Genomic DNA, 13,878 nt, shown 5'->3' with positions numbered 1-13,878 from the left:
CATGACGACTCCCGCCCTCACGCCCGGCGACGGCGTGCTCGTCCGCGATGGCGCGGAGTACCGCCTGCTCTCCGGGTCGGTCCACTACTTCCGGGTACACCCGGCCCAGTGGGAGGACCGCCTGCGTCGTCTGGCCGCCATGGGCGCCAATACGGTGGACACCTATGTTCCCTGGAACTTCCATGAGCGACGCGAGGGTGAGTTCGCGTTCGACGGATGGCGTGATCTCACCGGTTTCATCCGGCTCGCCGGGGAAGCCGGCCTCGACGTGCTGCTGCGTCCGAGCCCCTACATCTGCGCAGAGTGGAACAACGGCGGGATTCCCAGCTGGCTGACGGCGCGCACCCGCAGCCTCCGCTCCTCCGATCCGGCGTTCCTGTCGGCCGTGGATGCCTGGTACGACGAGCTGATTCCCCGGATCACACCGCTGCAGGCGGCGTACGGCGGACCGATCGTCGCGGTCCAGGTGGAGAACGAGTACGGTTCGTTCGGCTCCGACCGTGGCTATCTGGAGCATCTGGCCACGGGTCTCCGGGAGCGGGGAGTGGTGGAACTGCTCACGACGGCTGACGGCACACGTGCCGACATGCTGTCCCACGGCTCGCTGCTGGAATCGGCGACGCCGACCTTCACCTTCGGCACTGGCGCGGCGCTCGCCGACGCGCTGCGTCCGGCGGGAGCGCCGCTGATCTGCGGCGAGTTGTGGGGCGGGTGGTTCGATCACTGGGGTGAGAAGCACCACGTGCGCTCGGCGGAGAGCATGATGGGCACCGTCACGGACCTGCTGGGTCGGGGCGGGTCGGTGAGCCTGTACATGGCGCACGGCGGGACCAACTTCGGGTTGTGGGCCGGGGCGAACTGGGATGGCGTGCTGCAGCCCACGATCACCAGCTACGACTCCGACGCCCCGATCGGTGAGGACGGGACGATCACCGAGAAGTTCTCCGCCCTGCGGGCGGCGTTCGCGCGGTTCCACAGCGCGGAGCTGCCGGCGATCCCTCCCGCGCCGGTGTTCCAGCGGCCGCAGACGGTGACGTTCACGCCGGTCGCCTCGCTGTATGACACGGTGCGCGCCTACGCCGCGGACACGGATCCGCGTTCCGCCATGCCGCAGACGTTCGAGGAACTCGGACAGCCCGACGGCGTCGTCGCGTACCGGGCCATCGCCGACCTGCCGGGCGATGTGGAGCTGTCGGTCGACGGCCTCCATGACCGGGCCGTGGTGTTCGTCGACGGCGTGCGCGCGGCGACGCTGGAGCGCGATGGCGCGACCAGCGCCGTGCTCACGGGCAGCGCGCGGCGTGCCGAGATCACGATCGTGGTGGAAGCCCTGGGGCGCATCAACTACGGCTACCGGCTGGGTGAGCACAAGGGAATCACGGGTGTGCGTCTGGAGCGGCGACTGGTCCACGGCTGGTCGCACACACTGCTTCCCGAGACCGTGTGGGAGGCACCCGTGGCACCGGGCTCGGATGGCGTGGCCGTCGCGGAGGTGCACGTGACGGACGTGGCCGACGCGTGGCTCGCGCTTGCCGAGGGCGGCGCCGGGTGGGTGTGGCTCAACGGATTCCTGCTCGGTCGCTATGACCGCGTTGGGCCCCAGATCACGCTTTATGCTCCCGCTCCGCTGTGGCGTGAGGGGCCAAACGAGGTGCGTGTGGTGGACTTCGTGTCGCTGCCGGCTCGGGTCGAGCTGCGCGAGCGCCCCGACTTCGGTGAGGCCGAGGAGTTCATCGGGTACTGAACCGGCGCGCTTGGGGGAGCGCGTCCCGGTGTCGTGAACTGATGAGCATGAACCGAATCCATGAGCGGTCCGCGGCATGCGTCATGGATTGATCGCCTGATCATGCGCTCGCGACGCGGGGTGCGGCATCGGAACGGCCGTCCAGCCCGGTGGACGACCAAGATCAGCCGCTCGGGGGATCCGCCGGGCGGGTGCCTCCGCCTATGGTCGGATCATGGACGAGACGATGCGCACGCAGCCCTGGCTGGTGGTCGAGGATCTGCTGCTCCTCCTGCTGGATGATCAGCGGGGGACGCTGTCGGTCGGTGTTGACCCCGGGCTGGCCATGGGTGGCGCGCTGCTCATGGATCTGGCACGGGCCGGCCTTGTGGAACTCTCGCCGCGTGCCGGGCTGCTGTCCTCACCGACGGTGACCGCGGTACCCGATGCGCACACCAGCGATCCGCTCCTGCGCGCGGGCGCGGGAGTCGTCGCGGCGAAGCCACGCAACGCCATGGTCATGGTGCGCACCCTCGCCAAGGTCGACGGCGAATCCACGCGCGACCTGGTGGCCGCACGGCTGGTCGAGCGCGGCGTGCTGGAACGGCGCGGAGGACGAGTCCTGGGTCTCTTCCCCCGCACCGAGTGGCCCACAGCAGACGCCGCCCACGAGGCGGCGCTGCGCGCCGGCCTCCGCGAGGTGCTGATCCTCGATCGGGATCCCAGCCCGCACGAGGCGGCTGTCATCTCGATCCTGCAGGCGCTGAACCAGCTGCGGGTGGTCGCGAAGGACGAGGCTCGTACGCTGCGCGACGTGACCAAGCGCGCGAAGGCCATCCGTGAGGCGAACCTCGCCTCGGACGCTGTGGAGGCCACCCTCCAGGCAGCCATGCAGGCGGCCGAAGCAGCCACCATCGCCGCGGTTTCCGCCGCGGTGTCGGCCGCCGTGGTCGCCACCGCCGGCGGGTCGGCGGGCTGAGCCGCCGACCCGGCGGCAGGCCTTCACGTCGTCTACCTGTCGAGGGCAGCTCCGTCGGAAGCATCGCGGAGCCGGCGGTTGGCGACCCTGGTGAGCGCCAGCATGAGCCGCATGGCAACGATCAGGGCTGCTACGGCGGCGAGGATCAGGATCACGACGAGCACGAGGATGAGCATCGGCAGAGCTACGGCGTTTCCCAGCATGTCGCTCCTCTCAGGGACAGGGACAGGGGCTCGGCGACAGGGACTTGGCGACAGGCTCTCCGCGTTCTGCGCCGACAACAAGACATGTCCGCAGGAGGCGCAGAAGTTCCACGCGTCGATGGCTTCGATGCGTGGATCCACGGGGTGGACGGCTCGAACGGTTGACCGACGTCGAACCCCTCTCGCGCGGGGGCTCCCCGCACGATCGCGCACAGGTGAAACTCAGTGAGTGATCGCCCTCCGCGGGGATCCGGCCCGCGGGAGGCGAGTCGGACCCGGTCGGCGAGGTCTGCTCGGTGTCGTGGATCTTCAGCTGGATCCGCGGGCCATGACGCCGATCCGGCCTGCCCTGCGGGGGGCGATGGGTACCGACCCCGCTGGATTGCCGGCACCTCTCCCTGAGGCGGTGCGGTTTCCACCTCGGCGTGCCCGACCACTTCGTCGCGGGTGGTCGGTGCCGCGGCATCGCGGACGGAGGAGAATCGAGGGGTGAGCACTGCGACCTCCGAATTCGACAGCATCGATCTCGACTCCCTCCGCTCCGTCGGAGGCCTGAAGTGGACGCGATTCCCCGACACCATCGGGATGTTCGTGGCCGAGATGGACTTCGGCACGGCGCCCGCGGTCCGCGACGCGATGCATCGCGCCATCGACGACGGGCTGCTGGGCTACCTGCCGCCGACGCTGGTGAGCCGGCTGGGGGAGGCCACGGCCGCCTGGCAGCGGGATCGGTACGGCTGGGACGTCCCGGCCGGCCGCGTTCGTCCGGTGGGTGACGTCCTCACCGCGCTGCGCATTGTGATCGAGCAGTTCTCGGCCGCCGGCTCGAAGATCGTCCTGCCGACGCCCGCCTACATGCCGTTCCTCACCATTCCGCCGTCGATGGGCCGCGAGATCGTGGAGGTGCCGATGCTGGTGGAGGACGGGCGGTACAGCCTGGACCTCGATGGCATCGAGGCCGCCTTCGCCGACGGTGCCGGGCTGCTCATCCTGTGCAATCCGTACAACCCGGTGGGTCGTGTCTTCGACCGCGAGGAGCTGGAAGCGGTCGCGAGCATCGTCGAGCGTCACGGCGGTCGCGTGTTCTCCGACGAGATCCACGCGCCGCTCGTCTACGCAGGCGCCGCTCACATCCCGTACGCCTCGCTCTCCGCAGCGACAGCCGCCCACACCGTGACCGCCACATCGCCCTCCAAAGCCTGGAACATGCCGGGTGTGAAGTGCGCGCAGGTGATCCTCTCCAACGACGCCGATGCCGAGGTCTGGGCCGCTGCGTTTGGCGAGGGCGCGCCGGGCGCATCCACGATCGGCGTGGTGGCGAACATCGCGGCCTACGAAGAGGGCGGTTCCTGGCTGGATGAGGTGACCGCCTATCTCGATGAGAATCGGCGCACCCTCGGTGAGGATCTCGCGGAGCAGATCCCCGGCATCCGCTACACGATGCCGGAGGGGACCTACATCGCCTGGCTCGACTGTCGTGATCTGCCCATCGAGGGATCGGTCGCCGCGTTCTTCCGTGAGCACGCAGGGGTCGCACTCACCGACGGCATCGACTGCGGTGGTCCGGGCGAGGGCTTCGTCCGCATGATCTTCGCCACGCCGCGTCCCATCCTCCGCGAGGCCGTGCGCCGCATGGCCGCAGCGCTCGCGGCCTGACGAACACGACGGCGGTGCATCCTTTCGGGATGCGCCGCCGTCGTGTTCGTCGATCGTGCGTCGTCATGTCTGTCGACTGCTTCGGAGGGACGGGCCGAGGTGGTCCGGGCCGCCGATGTCGAGGCCTTCCGTGAATCAGAAGTCCGGGCGGTGACGTCCCGCCTCGCCGTGGTGTCCGGCCCCGCGGTGATGACGGTGTCCGCCCCGGTGCCCGCCGGGGAAGCCGCCGTGCCTGGTGAGGGAGTCGCCGTGCGCGCCGTGCGTGTCGGGGACGTCGCCGTGTCCGCACCGGCCGGGGACGTCGCCGTGTTCGAATGCGTCGCGGGGACCGTTGTGTCCGTGTCGGCTGGGGAAGCCGCTGCGTCCGTGTCCGTCGTGGGGACCCTTGTGTCGGTGCCGGCTGGGGAAGCCGTCGTGTTCGTATGCGTCGCGGGAACCGCGGTGTCCGTGTCGGCTGGGGAAGCCGGCGTGTCCGTGTCCGTCGTGGGGACCCTTGTGTCCGTGTCGGCTGGGGAGGCCGTCGTGTCGGCCGGGAAGCCCGTCGTGTTCATGCCGACCGGGGAAGCCGTCGTGTCCGTATGCGTCGCGGGAGCGGCGGTGTCCGTGTCGGCTGGGGAAGCCGGCGTGTCCGTGTCGGCCGGGAAGCCCGTCGTGTTCATGCCGACCGGAAAGGCCGGCGTGTCCATGTCCGTCGCGGAAGCCGCCGTGGTGAGGACGGCCGCGGTATCCCTGGCTGTCGGCGTCATCGGCCCGATGACCGCAGCCCCCGCCTTCGTGGAACTCGGCGTGGGCGCCGAGGCCGACGTGTGCACCGTGCATGCCGCGCTCGCCAAACCCGCGGCGGCCGAAGCCGTGTCGAGATCCGCCCTCCCGCAGCTGCTGCATCAGGCGGCGACGGCGACGCACCTCGCGCAGCCGGTCCGTGCCACCGAGCTCCTCCACGATTGCGGAGAGTCCGTCGGTGACGGCGGTCAGCTGCTCCGGGGTGAGCGCTGATTCGATGTGGGCACGCGATTCGGTCAGCCGGTCGTCGATGCGGGCCAGTGCCCGGGCGCCCTCCACTGTGATGGTGGGGTATCCGTCCGCGAGGGTGACCCACCCGCGCATCAGCAGATGACGGAGGCGGAATCCGCCGAGGCGTGCGCGAGCGTGGGGGCCGCGGCGGTGGTTTCCGCGCGGGTGCCGCCCGTGGCGGGGATCATCGTTCGTCGGATCCACGCCCGCAGGCTGTGCGTCCGGGAGGATGTCGCCGGCGGCGGTCTCCGGCCCGTCGGCGCTCGTGGTGTCCTGCAGCGAGGAATCCGGGGATGAGGGGTCGTCTCCGGTCTGCGTTTGCGTGCTGCCGCGGTGGGCGAGCCGGTGCAGCAGGCGCAGGTCGTGGCGACGGATCCCCTCCGAGGCGAGGATGTTAGTGCGCTCCGCGCGAACCAGCTGGTCGGCGGCGCGGATGAGGAACGCGAGCGATCGCTCGCGGAGCAGTGTGTCGTTCGGGGTGTTCATGAGGAAGTCCTTTCGGGAGCCGAAGCTCGGATGTATGTCATCTGACAAGTGAATGTAGTGTGACATGCATTCGGAAAGCTTGTCAAGTGACATATATGCTTCTGTCATGACCGACGAGCAGCCCACCGACCCCGTCGAGGCGATCGTCGCCGCGCTCGGCCGTATCCGGGGGCGGCGCGGACCCCGGCCGGGAGGCCCGGGCTCGCACGGGTTCGGGCGCGGTGATTCCCACGGCCACGGCGATTCCCACGGCCACGGCGATTCGCACGGCCACGGTGGTTCCCACGGGCATGGCGACTCGCATGTCCACGATGGTTCGCAGAGCCACAGCGATTCGCATGTCCGCGATGGTTCGCGCGGTGGCCCTCGTCCCGAGGGGGCGTATGGTCGCGACGGCGTGCACCGGCACGACGACGCGCATGGCGCCGGTGAGGCACACGGCGCTGGCGAGGCGCACGGCGGTCACGATGGGCATGGCGGTCACGAGGGGCATGGCGGTCACGATGGGCGCGGCGGTGACGATGTGCGCGGCGATGGCGCCCGTGGTCGGCGTGGGCATCGGGGCGGGCCCGAATGGGGGCCTTTTGCGGGTAGGGGCGCGGACCCGCGTGCCGCCGAATGGATGTCCGCGATGGGCGGGCGACTCGGCGGTCCCGCGCGTTTTCGCCTGCTGGAGGTGCTCGCAGCGGCACCCGCTTCGCTGACCGTGTCCGAGATCGCCGAAGCCGTGGGCGTGGATCAGCCGCGCGCATCGCGTCTGGTGCAGCAGTCGGTGCAGCTCGGCCTCGTTCAGCGCGAAGCGGATCCCGATGACGCTCGACGCACGCGTGTGGCGCTCACCGAGACGGGGCGCGCGATGGCCGGGGGCATGCGCGGACACCGGCATGACACCGTCCGCACAGCTCTTGCCGCGCTCACCCCGGAGGAGCAGACGGAGTTCATTCGCCTGCTCGGCAAGTTCGCCGCCGCCTGGCCCCGCGACTGATTCGCCTTCATCGCGCGCACATCGCTCGAATTCCACGGGAATGGGGTCCATTCGCGCGCAACGAACGGGGTGTTCACCGCCGCGACCCCCGTGGCCACTAAGGTGAGCGCATGACCGGCGAGACTCCCCACACGCCCCCGGCAACGGTCGACACCGATGCGTTGCCGGCGCTGGCGCTCGATCAGAACCTTGATCGCACCATCCCGCGCAAGCAGGTGTGGTCGTGGGCGATCTACGACTGGGCGACGCAGCCGTTCAACAGCGTGATCCTCACGTTCGTGTTCACCGCGCTGTATCTGGTGAGCGACACTTTCCTCGATCCGTCGATCGCCGCACTGCCGGATGGGGATGAAGCGAAGGACGCGGCGCTCGCAGCGCTCAGCAGCCAGCTCGGACTCGGCACCACCGCAGCGGGCATCCTGCTGGCCATCCTCGCGCCCGTGCTCGCCCAGCGCGCCGATGCCGCGGGCCGCCGCAAGCGCTGGCTGATCATCTACACCACGCTGCTGATCGCGACGATGGCCGGGATGTTCTTCGTGGAGGGGTCGCCGAACTACTTCCTGCTGGGTGTCACTCTGGTCTCGGCAGGGACGTTGTTCAGCGAGCTCGCAGGCGTCAATTACAACGCGATGCTCACGCAGGTGTCGACCCCGCGGACGGTGGGGCGCGTGAGCGGACTCGGATGGGGCCTCGGCTACGTGGGCGGCATCGTCGCTCTCGTCATCGTGGTGCTGTGCAACAGCTTCGACTGGTTCGGCCTGTCCACCGACAATGGGCTGCCGTATCGGATCATCGCCGTCGGGTGCGCGGTGTGGGCTGTGGTGTTCTCGATCCCGCTCCTGCTCAACGTGCCGGAGACCGCGCGCCAGAGTGTCCCGCGACGCAACTTCTTCCTCAGTTACGTGGACCTCTGGCGCCACATCCGCTCGATCTTCCGTGACTCGCGTCCCACCTTCTGGTTCCTGGTGGCCAGTGCCGTGTACCGCGATGGGCTCAGCGGCGTCTTCACCTTCGGCGCCGTGATCGCGGCGCGGGTGTTCGGTTTCTCTGCCAATGAGGTGATCATCTTCGGAATCGCGGCGAACCTCGTCGCCGGCGTCGGGACGATCATCGCCGGGCGTCTCGACGACCGCTTCGGCCCGCGACCGGTGATCATCGGAGCGCTCACAGCACTATGCGTGGCGGGTCTCGCGGTCTTCCTGCTGCATGATGCCGGTCAGACGGTGTTCTGGATCTGCGGCATGGTGCTCTCCGCGCTCGTGGGCCCGGTCCAGTCGGCGTCGCGTTCGCTGCTCGCCCGGGTCACTCCGGCCGGCCGGGAGGGTGAGGTCTTCGGCCTCTACGCCACGACCGGACGGGTCGCGAGCTTCCTGGCATCGGGCCTGTGGACGATCCTGGTCGCCGCGATGGGGGCGATCTACTGGGGCATCCTCGGCATCATCATCGTGATCGCCGCCGGTCTCGTACTGATGCTGTTCGTGCGCATCCCCGCCCTCGAGCGCCGCTGACCCTCACCGCCGCCGCGCGCCCTGTCGTCAACGGAGGTGATCGGCTTCGCGTTCAAACGGTGCCGGGCGACGGCCCGTTTCGTGGCGGCACGCCTGGCCGCTCGCGCTGACCGTCCTGGCTCCGGGTCGGCCTGTCCTGTCGGTGGCTGATCGGAGCGCGTGGATGTGACGTGGGTGCCGTGAAAGGAGGGGATTTGCGCGAGTGTAGGGCGGTGCGCCGGGGGATTGTCCTGGTTTGGTGACATCGTCCTTGTTTCGTGACAGCGCGTTGGGTGGGCGTGCGCCATGGAGTGCTGCGGTCCGGCGTGGTCTGTCGTTTCGGTGGCTGATCGGAGCGCGTGGATGTGACGTGGGTGTCGTGAAAGGAGGGGATTTGCGCGAGTGTAGGGCGGCGCGCCGGGGGATGGCCCTCGTTTGTCGACATCGTCCTTGTTTGGCGACTGCACTCCGCGGCCGCAAGTGTTGAGCGGGGTGGGCGCGTTTGCCTGGGGTATCGGCGGCTCAGTCGCGTGATTTGAGGTGTCGTGAAAGGAGGGGATTTGCGCCAATGTAGGGCGGCGCGCCGCGGGATGGTCCTTGTTTGGCGACAATGTCCTCGTTTCGCGACAGCGCGTGAGGCGCGCCTGGCCCCGCCGTCCCGCCTCGTCGTCGCCCGCCTCACCACCTCACCACCGCAGCCCCGCCTCGCCCCGCCGCCTCGCCCCGCAGCCCGCCTCGCCCCCCTGCCGCGCCGCGCCTCGCCTCGCTGCCGCCCCACCGCTGTCCCGCCCCCTGCCGCGCCGCGCCTCGCTGCCACCCAGCCGCCGCCCCGCACCACCGCCGCGCCCCGCAGCCCGCCCCGCCCCACTGCCGCGCCGCGCCGCGACTCGCAGCCTCGGCCTGCCGCAGCGCCTCGCCTCGGCCGGCTGCCGCGCCTCGCCTCGCCGTCCCGGCTCACCGCCGCCGCATCGCTGCCGCCGCCCCGCACCACCGCCGCGCCCCGCAGCCCGCCCCGCCCCACCGCCGCCCGCGCCGCCGCCGCGCGCCACCGCCGCGCCCCGATACCCCTCATCCGCGACTCCAAGCCACCGCATCCGACGCGGACCTGCGACGATGACGGGATGAGCAGCGAGCGGGGACGACAGCACAGGCGGGCGATGCGGGAGGGGGTGCGATCACGCGATGTCGAGCGGGAGCTGCCGCCGGGGACCGTGCCGTACTTCCGGGAGCGGCTGTACGCCACCTTCACGGGCCTCGCGATCGTGCGCGTCGTGGAGTCCGGGACCCACCTCGAGGCGCGGCACGCCTTCCTTGCGCTGCTGATGGGCGTGATCGGCATCGTCGTGGCGGGCACGCTGTCCGAGTACATCGCGCACCTCATCGTCCATCGCACCGTCGCGCGGGGGAGCGAACTACGCATCATGATCCGCGCGGGTCTGGGCGCGCTGTGGACGGTGGCCGCCCCGATCGCGCTGATCGGCGCCGCGTGGCTCGGGTGGATGGATCTGCACCTAGCACTACGCATCTCTTCGTGGATCTACATCGTGACGCTGGCGGGAATCGGCTGGCTCGCAGTGCGGCGTTCCACGCTGACGGTGCTGGCGAAGATCATCGTGCTGGCCGGGCTCGTGGCGGCGGGATTCGGCGTGGTCGCCCTGCAGCAACTGGCGAAATCGGTCTGACCCTGAATGTTCACCCGAAGTTGAGTCGCTGCGACTCAACTTCGACTTGACACGAAAACTGCTCCTGTTCTAAGGTTGAGTCATCGGGGCTCAAGTCCTGATTCCGCGCAAGCGGACCACAGATTTCGGCTGCGGCCCAGCACGGGCGAGCCACCGCTGGAGGATCGGGAAATCCCCTGGCACGAAAGGAAAACACATGGCACGTGCAGTAGGCATCGACCTCGGTACGACCAACTCGGTCGTCTCCGTTCTCGAGGGTGGCGAGCCCAAGGTCATCGCCAACGCTGAAGGATTCCGCACCACCCCCTCGGTGGTCGCCTTCACCAAGGACGGAGAGGTGCTCGTCGGCGAGACCGCCAAGCGCCAGGCCGTCACCAACGTGGATCGCACCATCGCGTCCGTGAAGCGCCACATGGGCACTTCGTGGAAGACGCAGTCGATCGACGGCAAGGAGTACACGCCGCAGGAGATCTCGGCGCGTATCCTCGGCAAGCTGAAGCATGACGCTGAGGAGTACCTCGGCGACAGCGTCACCGACGCCGTCATCACGGTCCCCGCATACTTCAACGACGCCGAGCGTCAGGCCACGAAGGACGCCGGTGAGATCGCCGGCCTCAACGTGCTGCGCATCATCAACGAGCCCACGGCCGCGGCGCTCGCCTACGGTCTGGACAAGGGCAAGGAGGACGAGCTGATCCTCGTCTTCGACCTCGGTGGCGGAACGTTCGACGTCTCGCTGCTCGAGGTGGGCAAGGACGACGACTTCTCCACCATCCAGGTGCGCGCCACCGCCGGTGACAACCGCCTCGGTGGTGACGACTGGGACCAGCGCATCGTCGACTGGCTGATCACGCAGTTCAAGCAGTCCACCGGTGTGGACGTGGCGAACGACAAGATCGCCCTGCAGCGTCTCAAGGAGGCTGCGGAGCAGGCGAAGAAGGAGCTCTCCAGCTCCATGTCGACCACCATCTCGCTGCCCTACCTCTCGCTCACCGAGAACGGCCCGGCGAACCTGCAGGAGACGCTGACCCGCGCGAAGTTCGAGGACCTCACCAAGGACCTCCTCGAACGCACCAAGAAGCCGTTCGCAGACGTCATCCGCGAGGCCGGCATCAAGGTCAGCGACATCGACCACGTGGTCCTCGTCGGTGGATCCACCCGTATGCCGGCTGTTGCCGAGCTCGTCAAGGGTGAGATCGGCAAGGACGCCAACAAGGGCGTCAACCCGGACGAGGTCGTCGCCGTCGGTGCCGCCATCCAGGCCGGTGTGCTGAAGGGCGAGCGCAAGGACGTGCTGCTGATCGACGTCACCCCGCTGAGCCTCGGCATCGAGACCAAGGGTGGCATGATGACCAAGCTCATCGAGCGCAACACGGCCATCCCCACCAAGCGCAGCGAGACCTTCACCACGGCAGACGACAACCAGCCGTCGGTCGCGATCCAGGTGTTCCAGGGTGAGCGCGAGTTCACCCGCGACAACAAGCCGCTCGGCACGTTCGAGCTGCAGGGCATCGCACCCGCCCCCCGCGGCATCCCGCAGATCGAGGTCACCTTCGACATCGACGCGAACGGCATCGTGCACGTGTCCGCCAAGGACAAGGGCACCGGCAAGGAGCAGTCGATGACCATCACGGGCGGCTCGTCGCTTCCCAAGGAGGACATCGACCGGATGGTCCGCGAGGCCGAGGAGCACGCCGCCGAGGACAAGAAGCGCCGCGAGGCCGCCGAGGTCCGCAACCAGGCTGAGACTCTCGCGTACTCCGTCGAGAAGCTCATCAAGGAGAACGACGACAAGCTCCCCGCTGACGTCAAGGAGTCGGTCCAGGCCGACGTGGACGCGGTGAAGACCGCGCTCGCCGGTGAGGACGACGACGCCGTGAAGACGGCGTTCGAGACCCTGAGCCAGAGCCAGGGCAAGCTGGGTGAGGCGCTGTACGCCTCCGCCCAGGCTGCCGGCGGCGAGGGTGACCCGACGGTGACCGACCCGGGCAACGGCGATGTGCCGAACCCCGAGGAGGACGTCATCGACGCCGAGGTCGTGGACGACGAGGACGAGAAGAAGTAAAGACATGACGGACGACAAGGACTTCGAGAACAACGAAGCCCCGTCCGGCGAGCAGGGGTCGGAGGCTCACGCCTCCGACCCCGCTTCGCAGGACGAGGAACTCACGATCGACGACATCCTGGGTGCTGCCCAGACCGACGACGCGGCCGCGGCCGACGTGATGGACGTCGAGTCGATCCACCTGAACGACCTCAAGCGCATCACGGCGGAGTACGCCAACTACCGTCGTCGCACGGAGGAGCAGCGTCAGATCGAGAAGCAGCGCACCACGGGTGACGTGGTCAAGAGCCTGCTTCCGGTGCTGGACGACATCGATCGTGCGGAGAAGCACGGCGACCTCGCCGAGGGCAGCGCCTTCGCCGTGATCGCCGAGAAGATCCGTGGCATCGTGTCGCGTCAGGGCGTGGAGTCGTACGGCGCGGTCGGCGACGTCTTCGACCCGCAGCAGCACGAGGCCATCTTCCAGCAGCCGGTTCCGGGCGCCACCGAGTCCACCATCCTCGACGTGGTCGAGGTGGGCTACCGCCTGGGAGACGTGGAACTGCGTCCCGCGAAGGTGGTCGTCTCGGTCCCGGCCGAGTAGGCCGGAAAGGGGACGCATGGCAAGCAACGACTGGTTCGAGAAGGACTTCTACAAGACGCTCGGCGTGTCCAAGGACGTGTCCGAGGCCGACCTGAAGAAGACCTACCGGAAGCTGGCGCGCAAGTACCACCCGGACTCGAACCCCGGGGACACCGCGGCAGAAGCGAAGTTCAAGGAGATCAGCGAGGCGTACACGGTGCTGAGCGACAAGGCTCAGCGCGAGGAGTACGACCAGATCCGGGCCATGGGCTCGGGGGCTCGTTTCCAGGCTCCCGGTGGCGGAAGCTCCGCAGCCGGGGGTGGCTTCGAGGACGTGTTCTCGATGTTCAACCGCGGCGGTCGGGGCCAGCAGCAGGCGGACTTCGACGACATCTTCTCGATGTTCAACCGCGGCGGTGGTGGCTTCGGCGGACAGGCCGGCTTCCGGCAGGGGCCGCAGAAGGGCGCCGACGTCACGGCGCGCACCACACTCGATTTCGCCACCGCGGTGAAGGGCGAGACCATCACCCTCCAGGGTGAGGACGGCAAGCCGTTCAAGGTGAAGATCCCGGCGGGCGTGCAGGACGGACAGAAGATCCGCCTGCGCGGTCGCGGACGCCCCTCGACCTCGGGTGGCGAGAACGGCGACATCGTGGTGTCCGTCACGGTGCGCAAGCACCCGGTGTTCACCCGCGATGGGCTGAACCTGCGGGTCACCGTCCCGGTGACCTTCACGGAAGCGGCCCTCGGTGCCACCATCGAGGTACCCACGCTCGGCGGCGATCCGGTGAAGCTGAAGGTGGCCGCCGGCACACCCTCCGGCCGCGTGCTGCGGGTGAAGGGTCGTGGCGTGCAGTCCTCGAAGGGCACCGGCGACCTGCTGGCCGAGGTGCAGATCGTGGTGCCTTCGCACCTCGATGCCGCCGCCAAGGAGGCGCTGGAGAAGTTCGCCGAGGCCGAGCCCAAGGAGAATCCGCGAGCGGACCTGCTCGCAAAAGCGCGCTGAAGTGCGCGATGACGAAGCACGACGCCGGGA

At 69.0% G+C, this 13,878-nt stretch carries 12 protein-coding genes; 10 read left to right on the top strand and 2 right to left on the bottom strand.

Translation table 11 applies throughout. The features are described from left to right. The first annotated feature begins 1 nt into the window (after position 1). A complete protein-coding gene (locus ACIQJ5_RS16375; protein ID WP_402845397.1) occupies positions 2-1,744 on the top strand; it encodes a beta-galactosidase family protein in 1,743 nt (580 codons plus the stop codon). Positions 1,745-1,958: 214 nt separating this feature from the next. Continuing rightward, the gene (locus ACIQJ5_RS16370) at positions 1,959-2,702 is read left to right on the top strand and encodes a GPP34 family phosphoprotein (RefSeq protein ID WP_402845395.1); all 744 of its coding nucleotides are present in this window, start codon (positions 1,959-1,961) and stop codon (positions 2,700-2,702) included. Positions 2,703-2,734: 32 nt separating this feature from the next. On the opposite strand, the gene ACIQJ5_RS16365 is transcribed toward ACIQJ5_RS16370, so the two are convergent. Beyond that, the gene (locus ACIQJ5_RS16365) at positions 2,735-2,905 is read right to left on the bottom strand and encodes a hypothetical protein (protein ID WP_231092450.1); all 171 of its coding nucleotides are present in this window, start codon (positions 2,903-2,905) and stop codon (positions 2,735-2,737) included. Between the two features lie 489 nt (positions 2,906-3,394). Between ACIQJ5_RS16365 and ACIQJ5_RS16360 the strand changes: the two genes are divergently transcribed. Beyond that, on the top strand, positions 3,395-4,561 hold the full coding sequence (locus ACIQJ5_RS16360; RefSeq protein ID WP_402845393.1) for a MalY/PatB family protein: 1,167 nt from the start codon (positions 3,395-3,397) through the stop codon (positions 4,559-4,561). 150 nt (positions 4,562-4,711) lie between these two features. After that, entirely contained in the window at positions 4,712-5,557 is an 846-nt protein-coding gene (locus ACIQJ5_RS16355; protein WP_402845391.1) for a hypothetical protein, read from the top strand. Between the two features lie 586 nt (positions 5,558-6,143). On the opposite strand, the gene ACIQJ5_RS16350 is transcribed toward ACIQJ5_RS16355, so the two are convergent. Beyond that, entirely contained in the window at positions 6,144-6,620 is a 477-nt protein-coding gene (locus ACIQJ5_RS16350) for a hypothetical protein (RefSeq protein ID WP_402845389.1), read from the bottom strand. Positions 6,621-6,692: 72 nt separating this feature from the next. Here ACIQJ5_RS16350 and ACIQJ5_RS16345 point away from each other — a divergent pair, with 72 nt between their 5' ends. From ACIQJ5_RS16345 to ACIQJ5_RS16320, 6 genes are all read left to right on the top strand, one after another. After that, a complete protein-coding gene (locus ACIQJ5_RS16345; RefSeq protein ID WP_402845388.1) occupies positions 6,693-7,046 on the top strand; it encodes a MarR family winged helix-turn-helix transcriptional regulator in 354 nt (117 codons plus the stop codon). A 110-nt stretch (positions 7,047-7,156) separates the two neighbouring features. After that, positions 7,157-8,554: an MFS transporter gene (locus tag ACIQJ5_RS16340; RefSeq protein ID WP_402845387.1), complete on the top strand. Its 1,398-nt coding sequence runs from the start codon at positions 7,157-7,159 to the stop codon at positions 8,552-8,554. Positions 8,555-9,654: 1,100 nt separating this feature from the next. Next, entirely contained in the window at positions 9,655-10,215 is a 561-nt protein-coding gene (locus tag ACIQJ5_RS16335) for a hypothetical protein (protein ID WP_402845385.1), read from the top strand. 196 nt (positions 10,216-10,411) lie between these two features. Then, positions 10,412-12,280 carry a molecular chaperone DnaK gene (gene dnaK / locus ACIQJ5_RS16330; protein ID WP_231092443.1) on the top strand — a complete coding sequence of 623 codons (1,869 nt, stop codon included), beginning with the start codon at positions 10,412-10,414 and terminating at the stop codon, positions 12,278-12,280. Between the two features lie 4 nt (positions 12,281-12,284). Beyond that, positions 12,285-12,863, top strand: coding sequence for a nucleotide exchange factor GrpE (locus ACIQJ5_RS16325; protein ID WP_231092442.1), 579 nt, complete (start codon positions 12,285-12,287; stop codon positions 12,861-12,863). 16 nt (positions 12,864-12,879) lie between these two features. Then, positions 12,880-13,848: a DnaJ C-terminal domain-containing protein gene (locus ACIQJ5_RS16320; RefSeq protein ID WP_231092441.1), complete on the top strand. Its 969-nt coding sequence runs from the start codon at positions 12,880-12,882 to the stop codon at positions 13,846-13,848. The last annotated feature ends 30 nt before the right edge of the window (positions 13,849-13,878 follow it).

The sequence above is a fragment of the Microbacterium sp. GXS0129 genome, assembly GCF_044769785.1.
Classification (GTDB): Bacteria; Actinomycetota; Actinomycetes; order Actinomycetales; family Microbacteriaceae; genus Microbacterium; species Microbacterium nymphoidis.
The sequence above is the reverse complement of the archived record's forward strand: the minus strand, read 5'-3'. Positions and strand labels throughout refer to the sequence as shown.